Genomic DNA, 21,306 nt, shown 5'->3' on the forward strand with positions numbered 1-21,306 from the left:
GCCCGATCCTCGACGGGCAGCGTATTCGAGGGCTCGGAACGACGGCGGAACGAACCTTCGGCGCTGGGCTTCTCCTACCAGCCTTGGATCTCGAGCCTTGGACGAGGGAGAATATCACCGTGGACGACAATCGGGTCTGGTCTTTCGAGAAGAGTCTCTGGGTCGGCGATGCCGATCATTATCGCGAACTGGTCGACGGCGAATGCCTGATGGTCCTGCCGCACCCACCCTTCGTGATGAGTGGCAATCAGGCGATCGAGGCCGTCGCCAATACGCCGCGCTGGTCGCACATCGACATCTCCAACGGCCAGATCTCCCGTCCGCAGGAAGGCCTCATCGTCATCGCCTACAATGCGAAAGCCTCGCGGGACGATGAGACCTACGAAGCCAATTGCACCTCGACGTATCGACGTCTCTCCCACGAGGAGTGGCGTGTCGTGCAGCACCAGCAGACACCCCCGCTCGCCATTCCGGCGGTCAACGACTGACGGCGCCGGTTCGGCCAGGAGGACGACGGTGTCGGCTCGCCTGAGTCAGCACGTCGCCTTGCTGGCCGCTCGGGCCGCGCCATGTCGGGAACCGCGAGCCCTTTCGCCGTTCTCGAGTCCCGGGGGCGCCCCTCCCGGCAGGATGCATGGCAACCTTCTTCACGGCCGACACCCACTTCGGAGACGCGCCCCTCGTCGAGCGGCGCCGGTCCGCCTTCGGCTCCGTCGAGGGCCATGACGAAGCCCTGATCGACCGCTGGAACGCCGTCGTCGGCCCCCACGACGACGTCTGGCACCTCGGGGACTTCGCCGCAGGGGCCAGTCGCGCGCATTGCGCGTGGGTGTTCGCGCGCCTCAACGGCACCAAACGGCTCATCCGGGGCAATCACGACACCAACCGGGTGCTGGACCTGCCATGGGCGGATCCGCCGGAGGCGAGCGCCCGGATCACCGTGGCGGCATCCGACGGCGCGGCGTGGCGCCTGTTCCTGTCGCACTACCCGCACCGGTCCTGGCCGGGCTTCTGGCGTGGGACGCGGCATCTCTACGGACACACGCATGCGTGCCTGCCCGACACGAGCCGTGCCTGCGATGTCGGCATGGACGCATGGGATTACCGCCCCGTCGATCTCGCGACCGCGCTGGCGCGCCAGGACGCCGCCGAACAGGCGCCGGAGGAAATGGCGCTGCGCGGCCTGCGCTGAGCTCGAACGCGAGGATCTTAGCCCCGAGCGCACGGCTCCGCTGGGAACCGCATGATGCCCTCCGCTCAGGCCGGCTGTTCGAACAGGAAGCCGTCGACGGCCGGGATCGAGACGGCGAGACCGGCGCCGTAGCTCGCCTTGGTGACACGCCAGGGGCGTTCGGGCCGGGCGCGGATCGACTCGGAGGGCCGCAGGCGCCGGAGCGCACCGTCGGTGTCGATCTCCTCGATGGTCAGGAAGCCGTAGACCTGGAGACGGGCGGCGATGAGCTTGGTCTCCCGGTCCCCGGCCGCGACCGCCAGAGTGCCGGTGGCGTAGACCGCATCCATCACCGCGCGCTGGTCGCCGCGCCGGGTCGCGTTGGTGGCCTTGCGCGGAACGCTTCCGGCCGGGGGTGGGGTCGTGGGGGCCGCCCGCCGGAACGGCACGACATTGTCCATCCTTGCCGGAACGTGATCCATCAGCCGATCATCCTCGTCTTACGCAACGCAGGCCGGGAACCCCCGGTCCCCGGCCTGCGCCGACATTTCGACGAGTCGGCTTAACGGGCGCTTAGCCATGCGGGCGCCGTGCCCGGCTTCGGCGTCCCGAAACGAGGCGGCTCAGGCGAGACGCGTCGTGAAGGCCCCTTCGGTCTTCGCCCGGATGTCGTCCTCGGTCACGCCGTCGGCGAGCTCGATCAGGGTCATGCCGCCGTTCCCCTTCTTGTCGATGGTGAAGACCCCGAGATCCGTGATCACGAGGTCGACCACCTGCGTTCCCGTCAGCGGCAGGTCGCAGGCCGAGAGAAGCTTGGGGGATTCGGAGCCGTCCTTGTTGCGGGCGACATGCTCCATCACCACCACGACGCGCTTGACGCCGGCCACGAGGTCCATGGCGCCGCCCATGCCCTTCACCATCTTGCCGGGGATCATCCAGTTGGCGAGATCGCCGTTCTGAGCGACCTGCATGGCGCCGAGGATCGACAGGTTGATGTGCCCGCCCCGCACCATTCCGAACGAGTCGGAGGACGAGAAGTAGCTCGTGGTCGGCAGCTCGGTGATGGTCTGCTTGCCGGCGTTGATGAGGTCGGGGTCCTCCTCGCCCTCGAACGGGAACGGGCCCATGCCGAGCATGCCGTTCTCCGATTGCAGCTGTACCGACATGCCGTCGGGAATGTAGTTCGACACCAGCGTCGGAATGCCGATGCCGAGGTTCACGTAGAAGCCGTCGCGCAGCTCCTTGGCGGCGCGCTCCGCCATCTGTTCGCGGGTCCAGGCCATGGGGGTGTCTCCTGCGTTCTCGTCAGACGGCGGCGGGGGGGATGGCGGGCTCGCCGCGCTTGCGCGTCGTGCGCTGCTCGATGCGTTTCTCGCGGGTCGCCACGTGGATCATCCGCTTGATGAAGATGCCCGGCGTGTGGACCGCGTCACCGTCGATCTCGCCCGGCTGCACGAGGTGCTCGACTTGGGCGACGGTGACCTTGGCGGCCGTGGCCATCATCGGATTGAAGTTGCGCGCCGTCTTCCGGTAGACGAGGTTGCCCTCCGTATCGCCCTTCCAGGCGTGGACGATGGACAGATCGGCGAACAGACCGCGCTCCATCACGTAGTTCTCACCCTCGAACTCACGCACCTCCTTGCCCTCGGCGATGAGGGTGCCGACGCCCGTCTTGGTGAAGAAGGCCGGAATGCCGGCACCGCCCGCGCGGATGCGCTCGGCGAGGGTCCCCTGCGGATTGAACTCGATGGCGAGTTCGCCGCCGAGATACTGCCGGGCGAATTCCTTGTTCTCGCCGACGTAGGACGAAATCATCTTGGCGACCTGCCGGGTCTCGAGCAGCTTGCCGAGGCCGACGCCGTCGATGCCGGCGTTGTTCGAGATCACGGTGAGGTTCTTGACCCCCGACGCGCGGATCGCGTCGATGAGTTCGTCGGGGATCCCGCACAGGCCGAAGCCCCCGGCCATCACCGTCATCCCGTCGGTCAGGAGACCGGCCAGGGCCTCCGTCGCATCCTTGCGTACCTTCTTCATCAACGCCCTCCCCAAAGGTCTCCGGCAACAGGTTTTCCGCCCGCCGTCAGCATCGCGCCTCGCTGCGGTTACGCCAAGCAATTCGTGATGACCAGCGGGGGTTTACCATGCGCCCCGACAGGTCCCCACCGGTGTCATCCGATTCGGACGTCCCCTCCCGCGCCGGCATTGGCCGGTGCACGGCCCCGGGCCCTGGGAGACAAACCGCTCCGGAGGGCGTAGGGATTTGAATCGCATCAGTGTTCGTCGATGGGTGGGGGCGCCCGTGACGATCATCGGCTGGACGCGCCGGAAGGGTCCGGCTCGCGTTCCTCCGCACGGAGTGCCCTGTCGCTGCGACGTCTCGCTTCCCTCCTCGGCCTGGGTGTCCTGGCCGCCGGCCTCGCGGCGGGCTGTCTCCCGTGGGCGGTACCGACCGACCGCGCGGTCGCCTTTCTCGGCGGCCCGCTCGCGCGTACCTACGGGATCGTCCTGAGCGCCTCCGGCCCCGCGGAATCGGCTCTCCTTCCCCTGCCCCGCCTCAGCCTCGGCGGCGTGCGCCTCACTTCGATGGGCGGCGAGATCCCCCTCGCCGAAGGCGGAGCCCTCAAGCTCCAGTTCAATCTCTTCGCCCTCCTGACTGGCCGCATCGAGGTCACCACCGCCTCCCTCGAGGGCGGGATGGTGAACCTGCCGACCCGCGACGACGATATGCGGTGGGCCGAACCGAGGGCACGGGCCGCGCGTCTGTTGGAGCCGGGCGCGGCCCATCCCCGTCGCCTGACCCTGAGCCGTGTCACCGTGACCGGGCGCGACTTGCGTGACGGACAGACCCAGACCGCGCAGGATGTCGATCTCAACGTCTCCTGGCCGGCCTGGAGCGCGGAGATCGACATCGCGGGCGCGTTCCGCTGGAACGCGGTTCCGGCCCGCTTCACCGTTTCGGGATTACGGGCGGCCGATCTCGCCGCCGGCGCACGCAGCCCGTTCGCGGCGACGGCCGATTGGCCGGCGGGCAGCCTTTCCATCGAGGGAGATGGGTCTTTCACGGCTCAACCGGCGCTCACCGGCAGCGCCAGTCTGCGGACTCGATCCGTGTCCGAGACCCTGGGGTGGATGGGGGGCGATATGGCTCTCTCCCCGGTGATCGAAGCCCTCGCCCTCTCGGGCCGCTTCGAGGTACGCGAGCGGACCCTTCTTTTGCCGAGCGTGCGCCTGAATATCGGCGAGGACCGTTTCGAGGGCGCCGGCTCCGTTTCCCTGGCAGGTGCGCGTCCGTCGATCCAGGCGACCCTGGCGGCCGACACCCTCAACCTCGCGCCCCTCCTCGCCGAAACCCTGCGCCTCTTCGGCCTCGATGCGGACGACCCGCCGGGTCGGACCGGACGCAGTCTCGCCCTGCGGCCCCTCACGGGGGGAGACCTCGATTTGCGGATCTCGGCCGGCCAAGCCCGCATGGGACCGCTCGCGTTCGAGGACGTGGCCGCGAGCGTCCTGGTGCGCCAGGGCGGTATCGAGGCATCCCTGAATCGCGCGACCCTGCAGGGGGGGCTGGTGAAGGGCCGCCTCGGCCTCACGCCCGGGGTGGACGATCCGGACAAGACCGAGGTCAGGCTCCAGGGCGCGTTCGACCGTCTCGACTTCGGCGCCCTCCTGGTCGATCTCGGCCAGGATCGCTGGGTGTTCGGAGGCGCACGCGGTCAGTTCACCTTCGAGGGCGCTGGAACGACGCCGGACGCCCTCGTGCGCCATATCGATGGACGCGCGAGCGTCGCCATCGACGGTGGTGCCCTGGCGGGGATCGATCTCGCAGATGTCGTCCACCGCAACGGTGCCGTCGCGGCCGGCGCGCTGGCCCGACGCAACGGCCGGACCGCCTTCGAGCATGCAGGCCTGAGCCTGCGGGTCGTCGATGGCATCGGAGAAATCGTCGACGCCACGCTGCGGACATCGGCGCTGACCGGAGCCTTGAGCGGCGCCGTCGTCCTCCCCGAGCGTCGCATCGAGACGCGGGCGCAGATCCTGCCGCGCGCGGCCCCCGATGGAACCACCCGACCGGGGCCGAGCTATGCCATCACCGGCCCGTGGAACGCCGTCGTGGTCCGCAAGGCCGCCCCGGAGGATGGCGACACCGGCTTCACGGCGACCGGTGCCCTGCGCCACCCTGCGGCAGGCGGGAAGCCTGATCTGCCGCCGGCCGCCCGTGCCTACGCGCCCTGATCCTGCTCCGTCGCCCCATCGCCCTAGCGTCAGCCGATGGTCGCCCGCATCGCGCGGCGATCAGACGGATTTCACCGAAGATCGTGCGGGACGTGCCAACAGCCATGAGGCGGTGAGGACGATGGTGGTGACGCCACCGACCAGCAGTGTCGAGGCGGCGTTGATTTCCGGGTTCACCCCGAGGCGGACCTGGCTGTAGAGGCGCATCGGCAGAGTGGTGGCGCCCGGTCCGGTGACGAAGCTCGCAATCACGAGATCGTCGAGGGACAGGGTGAAGGCCAGCAGGAAGCCCGCCGCCACTGCCGGAGCGATGAGCGGCAGGGTGACCGTGGCGAACACACGCAGCGGCCCGGCGCCGAGATCGGCGGCCGCTTCCTCCAGGGCACGGTCGATGCCTTTCAACCGGGCACTGACGATCACCGCGACGAAGCCGAGGCCGAGGGTGGCGTGCGCTACCACGAGAGTGACGAGGCCGCGCTCGAAGCCGGTTCCGACGAACAGCAGCAGCAGGGCGAGCCCGGCGACGACCTCAGGCATGACCATGGGGACGTAGAGAAGGCCGCTGAAGACGGGCCGACCGGGGAAACGTCCGCCGCGATCGAGGGCGAGCGCCGCGAAGGTGCCGAACAGGGTGGCGAGCGCCGCCGCCGCGACGCCGACGTGCAGGGACACGGTTGCGGCGGCGAGCAACGGCCCGTCGGCGAACAGTACGCCGTACCAGCGGGTCGAGAATCCACCCCAGACCGTGACCAGCGCCGAGGCGTTGAACGAGTACGCCACGAGAACGAAGATCGGCCCGTACAGGAAGGCGAGGCCGAGGCTTAAGGAGAGGCGGCCGAAGGCGCTCACCGCCCCGCCTCCCCTGGACGCGCGCCGGAGTCGCGCAGGAGAACCAGGGGGACGACCAGGAGGGCGAGCATGAGGATCGCCACCGCGGACGCCAGCGGCCAGTCGCGATTGGAGAAGAACTCGCTCCACAGAACGCGACCGAGCATCAGGGTGTCGGAGCCGCCGAGCAGATCCGGGATGATGAATTCGCCGACCATCGGCACGAAGCACAGGAGCGCTCCGGCCATGAGGCCCGGCCGCGCCAAGGGCAAGGTCACGCTCCAGAAGACCCGCGCCGGCGAGGCGCCGAGGTCCGCCGCGGCCTCGCGCAGATGCGGGTCGAGGCGCGCCATGACGGCGTAGAGCGGCAGCACCATGAACGGCAGATAGGCGTAGGTCAGCCCGATGAGGATCGCCCCTTGCGTGCCGAGGATCTCCAGGGGGCGGTCGACCAGTCCGAGGCGCAGGAGGGCGCCGCTCAGGAGGCCTTCCGGCTTGAGGATCGCGATCCAGGCGTAGATGCGGATGAGGAAGCTCGTCCAGAACGGCACGATAACGAGGGCGACCAGCAGGGGCTGCGCCCGTTCCGGCGCGCGCGCCATGGCATGGGCGATGGGCGTGCCGATCAGCGCCAGGATCAGTGTCGCGAGCCCTGCCAGCGCCAGGGACGACAGGGCGGCGTCCCGGTAGAGGGTATCGCTCAGGAGGGTTTCGAAATTGGTGAAATCGAGGGCTTCGAGGAAGCTGCTCCACCCCTCCAGGCCCGCACTCCAATCGAGCACGGGCAGGTAGGGCGGCTGGGCCGTGGCCGCAGAGGAGAGGCTGATCTTGAGGATGATCAGGCCCGGCAGGAGCACGAAGGCTCCGAGCCACAGGGCCGGTACCAGGGCCAGGAGGCGGGCGGGTCTGATCATGCCGGCAACCGGATCATGGCGGTAGGATCCGGCAGGCCTCAGGGGCGAGGTCGAGGCGGATCGTGTCGCCTGGGCCATGGAGGTCCCGGGCCTGGAGGCCGAATGCATGGCTCGCCGCCGGCGTACTCACCCGCAGGAGCGTACCGTCGTTCATGCGGACCTGCCTGCGCACGCGCTCGCCGAGGTAGGTCACCTCCGTGATCGTGCCGGCGGGTCCCTCCGAGGCATCCATGCCGATCCGTTCCGGGCGAAGGGCGAGGGTGGCCGCTTCCCCCTCCCCCGGGGCGGATTCGGAGGCAGAGGCGCGCAGCGGGCCGAACCCGGTCTCGACCACGATCCACTCGCCGTCGCGCCCGGTGATTCGGCCGGGAATCAGGTTCACGTCGCCGAGCAGGCCGGCGACGAAGCGGGTCGCGGGACGTTCGTACAGGGTGGCGGCGTCGCCCACCTGCACGAGGCGGCCCCGATCCATCACCCCGATGCGGTCGGCCAGCGCCATCGCCTCGCCGGGATCATGCGTGACCATGACGAAGGTGGTGCCGAGCCGGCGCTGGAGGGCGCGCAACTCCCCTTGCGTCTCCTCGCGAAGGCCCCGATCGAGGGCGCCGAGGGGCTCGTCGAGGAGAAGGACGCCCGGCTCGCGGGCCAGAGCGCGGGCCAAGGCCACGCGCTGACGCTGGCCGCCGGACAGGGTCTCGATCCTGCGGTCTTCGAAGTTCTCCAGGCGCACGCGGGCCAGCAGGGTCTTCACCCGGGCACTCCTGTCCGTCCGGCTCAGACCATCGAGGCCGTAGGCGATGTTGCCCGCGACGGTCTTGTGCGGGAACAGGGCATAGGACTGGAACATCATGTTCACCGGCCGCCGATGCGGCGGCAGGCCTGCCAGATCCAGACCATCGACCCGGATGAGCCCGGTGCTCGGCGTCTCGAAACCCGCGATCAGACGCAGCAACGTGCTCTTGCCGCAGCCCGATGGCCCAAGCAGGCAGAAGAATTCCCCCGCCGCCAGGGCCAGCGACACATCCGCTACGGCGACCCCGTCGCCGAAACGCTTCGTGACTCCCTCCAGACCGAGGCGGGGCACTGAACCGGTATCGCCCAAGGTTCAGCTGTCCTCCCGCAGAGCCTCGGCCACGCGGGCCTCCAGCAGGTCCGGCCGGCGGATCACGAGGGCACCGCGGGTGCGGTCGATGAGACCGTCGGCCGCCATGACGGTGAATTCGCGGGTCACCTGCTCGCGCCGGCAGCCGATGCGGGCGGCGAGCACGTGGTGATAGGGCGGTGGGGTCACGACGCGCGCGCCGTCCCCGCCCGTGCGCGGCACCGAGAGGCGGAGCAGTTCGGCGTAGAGGCGATGACGCAGATCGAGGAGCGCGTGCTCCATGATGCGGGTGTTGAGTTCGCGCACGCGTTTGGCGAGGAGGCGGAACAGCCGGTCGGCGATGGCCTCCGAGGCGAAGATCATCTGGCGGAAGATCGGCGCCGGCACCACGCAGACCTCGCCCCGCGTCAGCGCGGTGACGTTGGCCGAACGGCCGATGCCATCGAGTGCTGCGAGTTCGCCGAAGAACGCGCCGCCGCGCATCTCGCCGAGGATCACCTCCTTGCCGGATTGCGACCGGTTGAGGATGCGAACCTCGCCGGAGGCGAGAAAGTACACGTCGGTTGAGACGTCGTCGTAGTCGACCAGGACCTCGTTCTCGTCGAACCGGCGCCAATGACAGCGCGTCTCGTAGGACGACAACTCGATTCCCGGTTCCTTGAAGAACGGGATTGTCGCCAGCCGACTCATCGAAAAAACTCCTGGTGGCGCCCTGCGCCCGATCCTGACCTCAAGGGGATCGCCGCCGATCCGGCATTCTAGCCCGGCACCTGACAGGTCCTTACCGCGCCGCGATGGTGACCGCCGGGTCTGGAGCGGTCAAGCCGCCGCCTCCCAGATCGGCGTGGATAGGCCCGCCCCGCGCCGATCCCGCCGCCTCGGAACGCGTCCGATCCGGCGCGCCGGCGGGGAAACCGTCCGGGAGGGTTCGAAACCGCGGTGCGACGCTTGCCACGGCCGGGGCACGGCGCCAGAACGCCGTCCATGCTGCGCGTCAACGACCTTACCTATCGCATCGGCGAGCGCCTGATCCTCGACGGCGCCACCTTCGTCATTCCGGACCGGGCCCGGGTCGGGCTCGTCGGCCGCAACGGGGCCGGCAAGACCACCCTGTTCCGGGCGATCCTCGGCGAGTTGCCGACGGAGGGCGGAACCGTGTCGATGCCCAAGGGCATGCGCATCGGCGCCGTCGCCCAGGAGGCCCCGGCCGGCCCCGAGACCCTGCACGCCGTCGTGCTCGCGGCTGACACCGAGCGCGCGCGCCTGATGGCGGACGCCGAACACGCCGACGGCCTGCGCCGGGCCGAGATCGAGACCCGGCTCGTGGACATCGAAGCGCATTCGGCACCCGCCCGCGCGGCGGCGATCCTGCACGGCCTTGGGTTCGATGCCGAGGCGCAGGGCCGCCCGTGCTCCGACTTCTCGGGTGGCTGGCGCATGCGCGTGGCCCTCGCCGCGGTGCTGTTCTCCGAGCCCGACCTGCTTCTGCTCGACGAGCCGACCAACTACCTCGACATCGAAGGCACTATCTGGCTGTACGACTACCTCGAACGCTATCCGCGCACGGCGGTGATCATCTCCCACGACCGGGACCTGCTGGACGAGTGCGTCGACCACATCCTGCACCTCGATCGGGGCAAGCTCGCGATCTACCGGGGCGGCTACACCTCGTTCGCCCGGCAGGTCGCCGAGAAGCGCACGCTCCAGGCCAAGGCCAAGGTGAAGCAGGACGCCGAGCGGGCGCATCTCCAGAGCTTCGTCGATCGGTTCAAGGCCAAGGCGACGAAGGCGCGCCAGGCGCAGTCCCGCGTCAAGCGGCTCGCCAAGATGGAGATCATCGCCTCGGTGATCGAGGACGACGTGCCGGCCTTCCGCCTGCCGAGTCCGGAGCGGCCGCTCTCGCCGCCCATCGTCGCCATGGAGCGGGTCCAGGCCGGCTACCCCGACCGCATCGTGCTGTCGGGGCTCAACCTGTCCCTCGCCCCCGACGACCGCGTGGCCCTGCTCGGGGCGAACGGCAACGGCAAGTCGACCTTCTGCAAGCTCATCGGCGGACGCCTGCCGCCGTTGAGCGGGGAGATGCGCCGCTCGGGCAAGATGGAGGTCGCCTACTTCGCCCAGCACCAGCTCGACGAGTTGCGCCCCGCCGAGAGCGCCTACGCCCATGTCCGAGACCTCATGCCGGACGTGCCGGAATCCAAGGCACGCGCCGCCGCCGCGCGGCTCGGCTTCTCGGGCACGAAATCCGAAACGCCCGTCTCCCAGCTCTCGGGTGGCGAGAAGGCACGTCTCCTCATGGGCCTCGCGGCCTTCAAGGGGCCACACCTGCTCATCCTCGACGAGCCGACGAACCACCTCGATATCGAGAGTCGGCAGGCCCTGGTCGAGGCGATCAACGATTACGAAGGGGCCGTGATCCTCGTGTCCCACGACCGCTTCCTGGTCGAGGCCTGTGCCGATCGGCTCTGGCTCGTCGCCAATGGCAGCGTGAAGGCCTTCGACGGCGACATGGACGATTATCGCCGCTTCGTCCTCGCCGGTCCCGAGCGGCCGGCGGAGAAGGAGGCGTCCGAGGCGGCCGGCGGGGTCAAGGCGGTGGAGCGGCGCTCCAATGCCGAACGCCGGGTGGCCCTCGCTCCCTTGCGCAAGAAGATCGAGGCGGTTGAGGCGCGCATGAAGAAGCTCGCCGAGGCCATGGCCAAGATCGACGCGGCGCTCGCCGATGGTACCGCGTTCCAGGCCAACGCCGCCAAGGCCGGCGAACTCGCGAAGATGCGCTCCGACGCCGCCAGCGCCCTCGAATCGGCCGAGGAGGAGTGGCTCGAACTCAGCGGCGCCATCGAGGCCGCGGAAGCCTGACGGAGGCCTTGACCTGCGGCCCCGGCACCACACGGCCGAAGCGTTTGACCGGCGCCGGGGCTCCCCGGAGCCCATCGGTGTCACGAGCCATACGTTCGCCACATCGCCGGGCTTGAGGGTCGGGAACGGCGCTTTCTTAAGTGTGCGTTCACCGCGATGCGCGACCGTTCCGGCGCGGGCTCGCGGATCGGGGCGGCCTCAGGTTCGGGCACAAGTTGGTTGGGCGGTACCGTGCAGGGCACGGACGCCCGGGGGGAGCGGGTTCATGACGGTTCTGACGCTGCGGGCATCGAAGGCGGGGCTGATCGGGGCCGCCCTCGTGGCGGTCGCGCTCGGTGGGTGCGAGACCTATGGCAATGCCGGTGCGCCGAAGCAGTTCGCCGTCCTCGAGACCGACACCACGGGCGCCACCAACGTGAACATCGCCTCGCTCAGCGAAGTGATCCAGCGCAACCCGAACGATGCCGCCGCCTATGTCACGCGCGGCGCGGCCTATGCGCGCTCGGGCCAGTTCAACGACGCCATCGGCGATTTCACCAAGGCGGTGCAGATCGATCCGAACTCGGCCTCGGCCTACAACAACCGCGCGCTCGCCAACCGCCAGATCGGCCGCAACGACGCTGCGCTCGGAGATTTCTCCAAGGCCATCGCGGCGGACCCGAACTACGGCCCGGCCTATATCGGCCGCGCCAACGTGCTGCGCGCCCAGGGCGACCTCGAAGGCGCCGGCAACGACCTCAACCAGGCGATCCGCCTGACGCCGGAATCAGCCGAGGCCTATCACGCGCGTGGGCTCGTGCGGCAGAAGCAGAACCAGAACACCCAGGCCATCGGTGATTTCGACGCCGCCATCGACCGCAACCCGTTCGTCGCCGCTCCCTACGCCGCCCGCGGCCAGAGCCTGATTGCCACCAACCAGTTCGACAAGGCCATCGAGGACTACAACGCGGCGCTCAACGTCAACAACAAGGACGCGACGTCCTGGGCCTATCGCGGCGTCGCCTACGAGAAGTCCAACCGCCGCAAGGAGGCGATGGAGAGCTACCAGCGCGCCGCGCAGCTCGACCCCGGCAATCCCATCGCCAAGCAGGGCCTCGGGCGCGTCCAGGGCGGTGTGGGTTCGCTCTTCAACTGACGGCAGCCTCCGCTCGATAGCGGGCTCGGCCTGGTCCGGAGCAATCGAGCGGAGTTCTTGGGCCTCGGAGAGCCCCCGCCTGGGAAAGCTTGCCTGCCTCCGGGCAATCTCGGCTCGGAATTTACGGCTGAGGACATGTGCGGCATCGTGAAAACGCGGCAGGATCGCGCATCCATGGGAGCTCTCCGATGCTGCGTCGTCTGATCCTTGTCTGCCTTTTCGTCCCGACTGCCGCACCGGCCTGGGCCGCCTTTCCGTGCGACGCGTTCTGGGGCGAGCGCAATGCCGTCTATGCCGAGGCCGGCTACTGCTTCAAGACGGCCCGCGGCATCAAGGCTTTCGGCAACGCCGATTGCCGCTACGACGAAATCCGCGATGTCCCGCTTTCCGCCCGCGATCGCGCGAAGATTGCCGATATCGTGCGTGAAGAGCAACGGAACGGCTGCCGGGACTGAGTCCCGGCCGTCCCATCGTCAGCCTTCGAAGGGGCGGGTCCGGCGATGCTCGCCGATGATCCGGCGCACGGTGCCGGTGGCCGAGCGATAGACCACCGTCTCGGTCTCGACGTGCCCTTGCTTGAACCGCACGCCTTTCAGGAGGGCTCCGTCCGTGACCCCCGTGGCCGCCACGATGACGTCGCCGCGCGCCATGTCGTGGAGCTCGTACTTCCGGTTCGGGTCGCTGATGCCCATCCGTGCCGCGCGCTCGCGCTTCTCGTGACTGTCGAGGATGAGCCGGCCCTGCATATGGCCGCCGATGCAGCGCAGCACCCCGGCGGCGATGACACCCTCGGGGGCGGCACCGATGCCGAGGTAGATGTCGGCGCCGGTCTCGTCCGGGCTGGTGGTGTGGATGATGGCGGCGATGTCGCCGTCCGAGATCAGGCGGATACCGGCGCCCGTCGCCCGCACGGCGGCGACCAGGGCCATATGCCGTGGCCGGTCGAGGATGATGGCGGTGATCTGGGCGGGGTCGATCCCCTTGTGGCGCGCCAGGGCGGCGATGTTGTCGGCCGGGCTGGCATCGAGATCGACGAGACCCGCCGGATAGCCGGGGCCGATGGCGATCTTCTGCATGTAGACGTCGGGGGCGGCCAGCAAGGACCCGGCCTCGGCCAGCGCCATCACCGCGATGGCGCCGGGCATGTCCTTGGCGCACAGGGTGGTGCCTTCGAGGGGATCGACGGCGATATCGACCTTCGGGCCCGCTCCGGTGCCGAGGCGTTCACTGATGTAGAGCATCGGCGCCTCGTCGCGCTCGCCCTCGCCGATCACCACGGTGCCGTCGATGGGAAGCGTATTCAACTCGACCCGCATGGCATCGACGGCGGCCTGATCCGCCTCCCGCTCCTTGCCCTGGCCGCGCAGATGGGCGGCGGCGATGGCGGCGCGCTCCGTGACCCGTGCCAGTTCCAGGGCCAGGGTACGATCGACGGTACCGCCGGGGGGTGTCTTGCCGTACGCCATGGACCTGTCCGCGCCTCTCGCCGTTCGTGCGCTCTCTATGAACTAAAGTTCGAGAAACACTACTGTTCCGGGCGTTTTCTTCCGGTGTTCCAGCGAAATCTTGCGCCGGGCGCCTATTCCCGCTCGATCCGGATGAGTTGGGGCGCCTCCGCCAGCAGACCATCGGCCGCGATGGCGTCGAGGGCCGCGCGGATGGTTCCTTCGGTGGCCGCGTAGGTGATCAGCACGAGGGGTACGGGCTGGCCCGAGCGGCCGTGCGGGTCCTTGGAGGCCGCGCTCTCCGAACGGCGCTGCAGGATGCTCTCGATGGAGATGTCGCGCTCGGCCATGCGGGTGGCGACACCCGCGGCGACGCCGGGCCGGTCGTGGACCGTGAGGCGGATGTAGTAGCCGCCCTCGTGCCGCTGCATGGCGACGCGCTGGGAGGGGCCGAGATCCGCGTTGGGTCGGCCGAAGGTCGGGCGGTTCACGTTCGCCGCGATGTCGGTGATGTCGGAGACGACCGCCGAGGCCGTGGCCTCGCCGCCGGCACCGGGGCCGATGAGGGTGAGTTCACCGACCGCGTCGGCGTCGATCGTCACCGCGTTGGTGACACCCATCACCTGGGCGATGGCCGAGGATTTCGGCACCATGGTCGGGTGTACGCGCTGCTCGATCCCGCCCTCTGCGACCTGAGCGACCCCAAGCAGCTTGATGCGGTAGCCCAGCTCCTCCGCCATGGTGAGGTCGAGGGGCTGGATCGCCGAGATGCCCTCCACCGACACGCCCTCGGCGTCGATCTCCACGCCGAAGGCGAGGCTCGTGAGGATGGCGAGCTTGTGGGCGGTGTCGAAGCCCTCGACGTCGAAGGTCGGGTCGGCCTCGGCGTAGCCGAGGGCCTGCGCATCCTTGAGGCAGGCCTCGAAGGTCAGGCCCTCGCGCTCCATCCGCGTGAGGATGTAGTTGCAGGTGCCGTTCATGATCCCGTAGACGCGCGACACGGCGTTGCCCGTGAGCCCCTCGCGCAGGGCCTTGATCACCGGGATGCCGCCGGCGACGGACGCCTCGTAGGCGAGGCTGACGCCCTTCGCTTCCGCCGCCCGGGCCAGGGCGGCGCCGTGCCGCGCCAGCAACGCCTTGTTGGCCGTGACCACGTGCTTGCCGGCCGCGAGTGCCGCTTCCACCGTGGCTTTCGCCGGACCCTCGGCGCCACCGATGAGCTCGACCACGCAATCGATGTCCGGGCTCGCGGCAAGTGCCACGGGGTCGTCGAACCAGGTGACGCCCGTCAAGTCGAGACCGCGGTCTCGGCCTCGATCACGCGACGACACGGCGGCGACCCGGACCTCGCGGCCGCTGGCGGCAGCGAGCGCGTCGGCCCGGCGGGCGACCATGCGGACCACGGCGGCACCGACGGTGCCGAGGCCGGCGACTCCGAGGCGGAGGGGCTGTTTCATGGCGCGCGATCCGTCATCTTCCAGTGGCCCGTCCAGGGCTTGCCCGGCACAGGGCGACCGTCCACGGGGCATTCCGTTCGCCCCGGTCGGGAGCGGCGGGCTCTTCTGCAACGAATTTCCAGGGGGTGCAACAAACCCGCCGACGGCGTGCTCAAGCCTTCCGTGCGCCGTGGCGAAGGGCTGTCACGAGGAGCCCGTAGAGGACGCCGACATTGAGGACATGCCATAGGAAATGCGTGCCCAGAGGTACGCTCGCGCACAGGCTCCGGTCGAGGGTCCGGAAAGCCAGGGAGACGCCAAACAGGGCGGCGATGCCGAGGAGCGCCCGCCCGGCCCCGTGCCGCGCCGGTGCTTGAGGGATTCCGTGCGAGCGGGCGAGACCGGCGCCGACACCGAAGAGCGCCAGGATCGCCGGGACGTAACCGATGGAGCCGTTGCTGACGGCATCGACATCGCTGCCGCTCAAGGCCGTCAACGCCGGTTCCAGACCGAAGCCGACCCCGGCGAACAGCAACGTCAGACCCAGGGCCGGCCCCGACCCGAGATCGAAGAAGCGCCGCAAGGCCAGGAAGAAGTAGGCGTGGATGAACAGCGCGATGGGAATGACATCGGCCAGGAGCGACCAGCGTACCGCCAGGGTATGGAACAGGAACGAGCCGAGGCCGACCAGGGCGACGAGTCCGGCCAGCATTCGCACGGGAGCGTCGGGTCGCCTGCCCCTCCCCTCGTGCCGCATCACCGCGAACGCGGCCGCCAGGAAGGCCGCGTTCGAGACCGCGTTGATGGGCTCGGCCCAGAATGTCGCGTCGGTTCGCTCGCAATAGGCCTGGAGCGGCGCGAACCACGTGTCGGGCATATCCTTTTTCCCGGTCCATCTTCGACTTCGCGATCGCCCCGACGGCTTGCCACCGCTGCGCGAAGCCCCGATGACGGGCGACGCCGAGGTTCAGGACATCAAGCCCCATGCGGATGGTCACGTGGAACGTCAATTCCATCAAGCAGCGGGTCGGCCACCTCGTGGCGTTTCTCGACGAGGCCAAGCCCGATGTGGTCTGCCTCCAGGAACTGAAATGCCAGGACGAGGCATTCCCGCGCGCCGAGATCGAAGGGGCGGGGTATGCCGTCGAGACCCTGGGGCAGAAGGCCTATAACGGCGTCGCCCTGCTGGTGCGGGCCCCCCTCGTGCTGAGCGAGGTCCGGCGCGGCTTGCCCGGCGACGAGACCGACGAGCAGGCCCGGTACATCGAAGGCCTGATCACGGGGGACGATACGGCACCCGTGCGGGTCGCCTCGCTCTACCTGCCCAACGGCAATCCCGTCGACAGCCCGAAATACCCCTACAAGCTCGCGTTCCTGGAGCGCCTGCGGCACCACGCCCGCGATCTCCTGACCAGCGAGGAAGCCGTGGTGCTCGCAGGCGACTACAACGTCATCCCAGAGCCCGAGGACGCGTCCGATCCGGCGGCCTGGGTGAATGACGCGCTCTTCCTGCCCCAGACCCGTGCGGCTTTCCGCACGCTCCTGGCCGAGGGCTACACCGAGGCTTTACGGGCCTGCGATCCGAAGCCCGGCCTCTACACGTTCTGGGATTATCAGGCCGGTGCCTGGAACCGGAATGCCGGCATTCGCATCGATCACCTCCTGCTCTCGCCCCGGGCCGCCGATCGCTTGGTCTCGGCCTCGGTACAAAAGCATCTGCGCGGGCTGGAAAAACCGTCCGACCACGTACCGGTGACGGTGGAACTCGCCTGACCTGCATCCCGCTCGGGTCGGTTTTTCCTGAACCAAGGGGCCGGTGGCGGGTTGCCACGCCGCGTCCCTCTGGAACAGGAGCCTTCCCACGTGAAACTCTACGGTACCGGCTACTCCCCTTACGTCCGCAAGGTCCTCGTGGCGCTTGCCGAGAAGGGTCAGAGCGCCGAGCACATTCCCTTGTTCTTCCACGATCCCGATGCCGACTTTCAGTCCGCCAGCCCGCTCGGCAAGATCCCGGCCATGGACGACGACGGTTTCCTCCTCGCGGATTCGTCCGCAATCCTGTTCTACATCGAGGCGAAACATCCGACTCCGCCGCTGTTGCCAACGGAAGCCAAGGCACGCGGCCGGGCGGTCTGGTTCGACAAGTTCGGCGATACGGAAATGTTTCCGGTGATCATCGCCCCCTTCGCCAACCGGGTCGTGAAGCCCAAATTGCTGGGCCAGCCGGGCGACGAAGCCGCTGTCACGAAGGCGCTGAACGAGGATCTGCCGAAGATTTACGATTACCTCGAAGCGCAGATCGACGGGCCGTACCTTGTGGGCGACGCTTTCAGCATCGCGGATATCTCGGTGGTGACCGGCTTCCACAACCTGCACCTGGCCGACGAGAAGGTCGATGCCGTGCGTTGGCCGAAGCTCGCCCGCTACGTCGCCACGACCCTGGAGCGTCCGTCCTTCATCACGGCGCTCGCGGCGCGCACGAACCCGTAGGCCGGACGGCCCGACGCTGCGGCTTGTACCTCAGCGTCGGCGCCGGGCCGATCCGGTGACCTGGGCCTGCGCCTGGAGGGCCTGTGCCTGGGCGGTCAGGCGGTCGTCCTCGCTCGCGGCCGTCCAGGCCTTGTCGTACAGGGTGACGATCCAGTCGTCCTTACGGCCCTGCGCGGCCTCGCGCGCCAGGGAGAGCCACATCAGACCGCGGGCGCGCTGCTTCGGCACGCCCTGGCCGTTGATGAGGAGTTCGCCGAGGAGCGCCTGAGCCGGGGCGTGGCCCTTCTCGGCCGCGAGGTTGAACCACCGCGCGGCCTGGCGCGGATCGGCCTCGACGCCGGTGCCGTCGAGGTAGAGCCGGGCGAGGTTGTACTGGGCGTTCGGGTCGCCGAAATACGACGCCGCGTAGTTGAACATGTCGTAGGCGCGCTCGGGGTTGGGGCGCACGTATGTGCCCTTGATCCCGTCGAGGAAGTAGGCGCCCAAAGCCGTGAAGGCGCTGGCCATCACGCCCGAATTCTGAGCGTCGGGCCCGTCGTCGGTGGTGTCGTCGGCGATGCGCGAGAAGAACTCGAACGCCTTGAGGTCGTCGTGGGGCACGCCGTCGCCCTCGGCGTACATGCGGCCGAGCTTCCACAGGGCGAGGGCGTGGCCCTGGCCGGCGGCGTATTCGAGGGCACGCGCGGCGCCTTCCTTGTCGCCGGCGTTGTAGTCGCGCACGCCCGAGCGCAGGGCCTCGCGGGCGGTGCGATAGCCCGCCGGGGGCACAGGTGTGCGTGCAGTGGCGTCGAGCGCCTCCACGGGCATTCCGCACAGGAACAGGAGCCCGGCCGCCATGGCGACGCGCAGCCGTCCGCGCGTCAGCCGATCCTGGGCGGCCCGGTCCGGCCGCACGGGGCGGCCGAGGGCGGTCCTAGATGTCGGCATAGGTGTGCGTCTCCTCGGCGCCGCCCGGATGGGTCACCGCGCCGTCCACGGCAGGACCGACGGTCTGCATGTACTTCCACAGGTAGCCGGACGTCGCCGAGTTGGTCCGTGGCGTCCAAGCGGCCCGGCGCGTGGCGAACTCCTCGTCGCTCACGGCGACGTCGAGGGTGCCGTTGATCGCATCCAGGGTGATGACGTCGCCGTCCCGGATCAGGCCGATGGGGCCGCCGATGGCGGCTTCCGGGCCGACATGGCCGACGCAGAACCCGCGCGTCGCGCCCGAGAACCGGCCATCGGTGATGAGGGCGACCTTGTCGCCCATGCCCTGGCCGTACAGAGCCGCGGTGGTCGAGAGCATCTCGCGCATGCCGGGGCCGCCCTTCGGGCCCTCGTAGCGGATGACCAGAACCTCGCCTTCCTTGTAGGTGCGCTTCTGGACCGCTTCGAAGCAGGCCTCCTCGCCATCGAACACCCGGGCCGGGCCGGTGAAGACCTGGGCGGATGCCGGCATGCCCGCGACCTTCACGATGGCGCCCTCGGGGGCGAGGTTGCCGCGCAGGCCGACGACGCCGCCCGTGGGTGTGAGGGGCGTGTTGGCGGCCCGCACCACGTCCTGGTCCGGGTTCCAGTGCACCCGCTCCATGTTCTCCGCCATGGTGCGGCCGGTCACCGTCATGCAGTCGCCGTGCATGAAGCCGTGGTCGAGGAGCGTCTTCATGAGAAGCGGGATGCCGCCGACCTCGAACATGTCCTTGGCGACGTAGCGCCCGCCCGGCTTCAGGTCGGCGATGTAGGGCGTGCGCTTGAAGATCTCGGCGACATCGAACAGGTCGAACTTGATGCCGCATTCGTGCGCGATGGCCGGCAGGTGCAGGGCCGCGTTGGTGGAACCGCCCGAAGCGGCCACCGCTGCCGCCGCGTTCTCGAGGCTCTTGCGGGTGACGATGTCGCGCGGACGGATGTTCTTGGCGATGAGCTCCATCACCTTCTCGCCCGCCGTCATGCAGAATCTGTCGCGGATCTCGTAGGGAGCCGGGGCACCGGCCGAGTATGGCAGCGCCAGACCCATGGCCTCGGAGACGGTCGCCATGGTGTTGGCGGTGAACTGGGCGCCGCAGGCGCCGGCCGACGGGCAGGCGACCTGTTCCAGCTCGTCGAGGTCGTCGAGGGACATATCGCCCACCGCGACCTTGCCCACGGCCTCGAACAGGTCCTGCACCGTGACGGGCCGACCCCGGAACGAGCCGGGCAGGATCGAGCCGCCGTAGATGAAGATCGACGGCACGTTGAGGCGCACCATGGCCATCATCATGCCGGGCAGGGACTTGTCGCAGCCGGCCAGCCCCACGAGGGCGTCGTAGGCGTGGCCGCGCATGGTGAGTTCGACGGAATCGGCGATGACTTCGCGGGACGGCAGGGAGGCGCGCATGCCGGCATGCCCCATGGCGATACCGTCGGTGACCGTGATGGTACAGAACTCGCGCGGGGTGCCGTTGGCGGCCGAAACCCCCTTCTTCACGGCCTGGGCCTGACGCATCAGCGAGATGTTGCAGGGCGCCGCCTCGTTCCAGCACGAAGCCACGCCGACGAGCGGCTGATGGATCTGCTCCTTGGTGAGGCCCATGGCATAGAGGTACGAGCGGTGGGGCGCGCGCTCGGGTCCCTCCGTCACGTGACGGCTCGGAAGCTTGGACTTGTCGGTGGTGCGCGCGTCCATGGTCAATCTCGCCGCCCCGGCCTGCTACGCTTGGACATGAGGTCCGGTCCTCCGGTGTGCCGCACGACCCCACGCGGGTGGCGTGCGAACCCACGTGGTTCACTCGTCGAATGACTCGGAACTCTGCGGTAAATCGTTGGGGGGACTACCGTTTACCGCACGGCATGAGGTGGTCCCGGTTTATGGCGGGATCGCGGCGGGGGCTGGCGCCTCCCAAGGCAAAGTCTGGATGGTTTTGGGGTGTTGCGACCTCGCCACAGCCACGCTTTAGTCCGGTGCGACCGCGCGAAGGACCTTCGGAGGAGGATGAAATTCCAAGCCGCAATCATGAAGAAGCCCGGAGCGTGCGGGACGCGCCGGGCCGGATTCAGAGGTTCGCGGGGTTTCGGTGTCAGGCGCGTTTGCGCATCCGCAGGATCTTGAAGAAGCCACCCGGGAAGGTCGGGGCGACGCCGATGAACTCGACGCCGTTGGTGCGGGCCCAGGCCTCGATCCGTGTGGATTTGAAGTCGGACGACCACCCGATCTTGGTGCAGAGCGGGGCGACGATCTCCTCGACCTTGGCCATCGGCCCGTCCGTCTGACCGAAATGGTTGGCGAGCACGATCTCGCCGCCCGGCCGTACCACCCGCAGGAACTCCGACAATGCGCCTTCCGGATCCGGCACCAGGGTGATGAGGAACTGGGCCACCACGGCGTCGAAGCTGGCATCGGCGTAGCCGAGGCGGCAGACGTCCATCACCTGGAGACCGCGCACGTGAGTGAGGCCGCGCCGGAGCACCTTGGCGCGGGCGCGCTTCAGCATGTCCTCGGACAGATCGACTCCGCAGACGAAGCTGGTGCGCGGGTAGTACCCCAGGGAGAGGCCGGTGCCGACGCCGGCTTCGAGGATGCGCGGACCGCAGGCCACGGCCGCTTCCACGGCGTCGCGGGCGGCGGGTTCGGTCAGCTTGTCGTAGACGACGTCGTAGACCGGCGCCCAGCGGGCATAGGCCTTGCGCATCAGGGCGGTGCTCGGACCGGCCTCCCGCGGCTCGCTCAGCATGTCG

At 69.0% G+C, this 21,306-nt stretch carries 21 protein-coding genes; 8 read left to right on the top strand and 13 right to left on the bottom strand.

Features of this window, described 5'->3' with window-relative positions; all coding sequences use genetic code 11:
• Positions 1-119: 119 nt before the first annotated feature.
• Both ASF25_RS03150 and ASF25_RS03155 read left to right on the top strand, forming a co-directional pair.
• The gene (locus ASF25_RS03150) at positions 120-488 is read left to right on the top strand and encodes a hypothetical protein (RefSeq protein ID WP_056174180.1); all 369 of its coding nucleotides are present in this window, start codon (positions 120-122) and stop codon (positions 486-488) included.
• A 146-nt stretch (positions 489-634) separates the two neighbouring features.
• Complete coding sequence (locus tag ASF25_RS03155) at positions 635-1,192, top strand: metallophosphoesterase (protein WP_056174015.1); 558 nt, start codon at positions 635-637, stop codon at positions 1,190-1,192.
• Positions 1,193-1,257: 65 nt separating this feature from the next.
• Here the strand turns inward: ASF25_RS03155 and ASF25_RS03160 are convergent, their stop codons facing one another.
• The 3 genes from ASF25_RS03160 to ASF25_RS03170 form a co-directional block, all read right to left on the bottom strand.
• Complete coding sequence (locus ASF25_RS03160; RefSeq protein WP_056174012.1) at positions 1,258-1,653, bottom strand: hypothetical protein; 396 nt, start codon at positions 1,651-1,653, stop codon at positions 1,258-1,260.
• 141 nt (positions 1,654-1,794) lie between these two features.
• Positions 1,795-2,454: a 3-oxoacid CoA-transferase subunit B gene (locus ASF25_RS03165; RefSeq protein WP_056174007.1), complete on the bottom strand. Its 660-nt coding sequence runs from the start codon at positions 2,452-2,454 to the stop codon at positions 1,795-1,797.
• Between the two features lie 22 nt (positions 2,455-2,476).
• The gene (locus tag ASF25_RS03170) at positions 2,477-3,205 is read right to left on the bottom strand and encodes a CoA transferase subunit A (protein ID WP_056174004.1); all 729 of its coding nucleotides are present in this window, start codon (positions 3,203-3,205) and stop codon (positions 2,477-2,479) included.
• 249 nt (positions 3,206-3,454) lie between these two features.
• Between ASF25_RS03170 and ASF25_RS03175 the strand changes: the two genes are divergently transcribed.
• A complete protein-coding gene (locus ASF25_RS03175) occupies positions 3,455-5,404 on the top strand; it encodes an AsmA family protein (protein ID WP_244472880.1) in 1,950 nt (649 codons plus the stop codon).
• Positions 5,405-5,464: 60 nt separating this feature from the next.
• Here the strand turns inward: ASF25_RS03175 and ASF25_RS03180 are convergent, their stop codons facing one another.
• Genes ASF25_RS03180 through ASF25_RS03195 form a run of 4 tightly spaced genes read right to left on the bottom strand, consistent with a single transcriptional unit; the run spans position 5,465 to position 8,938 of the window.
• A complete protein-coding gene (locus ASF25_RS03180) occupies positions 5,465-6,253 on the bottom strand; it encodes an ABC transporter permease (RefSeq protein WP_056303228.1) in 789 nt (262 codons plus the stop codon).
• Entirely contained in the window at positions 6,250-7,146 is an 897-nt protein-coding gene (locus ASF25_RS03185; RefSeq protein WP_056362103.1) for an ABC transporter permease subunit, read from the bottom strand. The genes ASF25_RS03180 and ASF25_RS03185 overlap by 4 nt, the downstream gene beginning before the upstream one ends.
• A gap of 13 nt (positions 7,147-7,159) precedes the next feature.
• Complete coding sequence (locus ASF25_RS03190; protein WP_056303229.1) at positions 7,160-8,248, bottom strand: ABC transporter ATP-binding protein; 1,089 nt, start codon at positions 8,246-8,248, stop codon at positions 7,160-7,162.
• A gap of 3 nt (positions 8,249-8,251) precedes the next feature.
• Positions 8,252-8,938: a Crp/Fnr family transcriptional regulator gene (locus ASF25_RS03195; RefSeq protein WP_056092281.1), complete on the bottom strand. Its 687-nt coding sequence runs from the start codon at positions 8,936-8,938 to the stop codon at positions 8,252-8,254.
• 294 nt (positions 8,939-9,232) lie between these two features.
• Here ASF25_RS03195 and ASF25_RS03200 point away from each other — a divergent pair, with 294 nt between their 5' ends.
• The 3 genes from ASF25_RS03200 to ASF25_RS03210 all read left to right on the top strand — a co-directional run bounded on the left by ASF25_RS03200 (position 9,233) and on the right by ASF25_RS03210 (position 12,697).
• Complete coding sequence (locus ASF25_RS03200; protein WP_056173992.1) at positions 9,233-11,107, top strand: ABC-F family ATP-binding cassette domain-containing protein; 1,875 nt, start codon at positions 9,233-9,235, stop codon at positions 11,105-11,107.
• 265 nt (positions 11,108-11,372) lie between these two features.
• Positions 11,373-12,242 (top strand): tetratricopeptide repeat protein, encoded by an 870-nt coding sequence (locus ASF25_RS03205; protein ID WP_056173988.1) that lies wholly within the window; start codon positions 11,373-11,375, stop codon positions 12,240-12,242.
• A gap of 188 nt (positions 12,243-12,430) precedes the next feature.
• Entirely contained in the window at positions 12,431-12,697 is a 267-nt protein-coding gene (locus ASF25_RS03210) for a YARHG domain-containing protein (protein WP_056173985.1), read from the top strand.
• Positions 12,698-12,715: 18 nt separating this feature from the next.
• Here ASF25_RS03210 and glpX read toward each other — a convergent pair whose 3' ends face one another.
• From glpX to ASF25_RS03225, 3 genes are all read right to left on the bottom strand, one after another.
• On the bottom strand, positions 12,716-13,708 hold the full coding sequence (gene glpX, locus ASF25_RS03215) for a class II fructose-bisphosphatase (RefSeq protein ID WP_056303231.1): 993 nt from the start codon (positions 13,706-13,708) through the stop codon (positions 12,716-12,718).
• Between the two features lie 113 nt (positions 13,709-13,821).
• Positions 13,822-15,144 (bottom strand): homoserine dehydrogenase, encoded by a 1,323-nt coding sequence (locus ASF25_RS03220; protein ID WP_056173980.1) that lies wholly within the window; start codon positions 15,142-15,144, stop codon positions 13,822-13,824.
• 151 nt (positions 15,145-15,295) lie between these two features.
• Complete coding sequence (locus ASF25_RS03225) at positions 15,296-16,000, bottom strand: ceramidase domain-containing protein (RefSeq protein WP_056303233.1); 705 nt, start codon at positions 15,998-16,000, stop codon at positions 15,296-15,298.
• 107 nt (positions 16,001-16,107) lie between these two features.
• On the opposite strand from ASF25_RS03225, the gene xth reads away from it, so the two are divergent.
• Both xth and ASF25_RS03235 read left to right on the top strand, forming a co-directional pair.
• Positions 16,108-16,896: an exodeoxyribonuclease III gene (gene xth / locus ASF25_RS03230; protein ID WP_056303236.1), complete on the top strand. Its 789-nt coding sequence runs from the start codon at positions 16,108-16,110 to the stop codon at positions 16,894-16,896.
• Between the two features lie 90 nt (positions 16,897-16,986).
• Positions 16,987-17,613 (top strand): glutathione S-transferase family protein, encoded by a 627-nt coding sequence (locus ASF25_RS03235; RefSeq protein WP_056264214.1) that lies wholly within the window; start codon positions 16,987-16,989, stop codon positions 17,611-17,613.
• 30 nt (positions 17,614-17,643) lie between these two features.
• Here the strand turns inward: ASF25_RS03235 and ASF25_RS03240 are convergent, their stop codons facing one another.
• From ASF25_RS03240 to ASF25_RS03250, 3 genes are all read right to left on the bottom strand, one after another.
• On the bottom strand, positions 17,644-18,540 hold the full coding sequence (locus ASF25_RS03240; RefSeq protein WP_056303238.1) for a tetratricopeptide repeat protein: 897 nt from the start codon (positions 18,538-18,540) through the stop codon (positions 17,644-17,646).
• Complete coding sequence (ilvD, locus tag ASF25_RS03245; protein ID WP_056173966.1) at positions 18,527-20,257, bottom strand: dihydroxy-acid dehydratase; 1,731 nt, start codon at positions 20,255-20,257, stop codon at positions 18,527-18,529. The genes ASF25_RS03240 and ilvD overlap by 14 nt, the downstream gene beginning before the upstream one ends.
• Positions 20,258-20,648: 391 nt before the next feature.
• On the bottom strand, positions 20,649-21,302 hold the full coding sequence (locus tag ASF25_RS03250) for a class I SAM-dependent methyltransferase (protein WP_056173964.1): 654 nt from the start codon (positions 21,300-21,302) through the stop codon (positions 20,649-20,651).
• Between the last annotated feature and the right edge of the window lie 4 nt (positions 21,303-21,306).

The organism is Methylobacterium sp. Leaf100 (assembly GCF_001422845.1).
Taxonomy (GTDB): domain Bacteria; phylum Pseudomonadota; class Alphaproteobacteria; order Rhizobiales; family Beijerinckiaceae; genus Methylobacterium.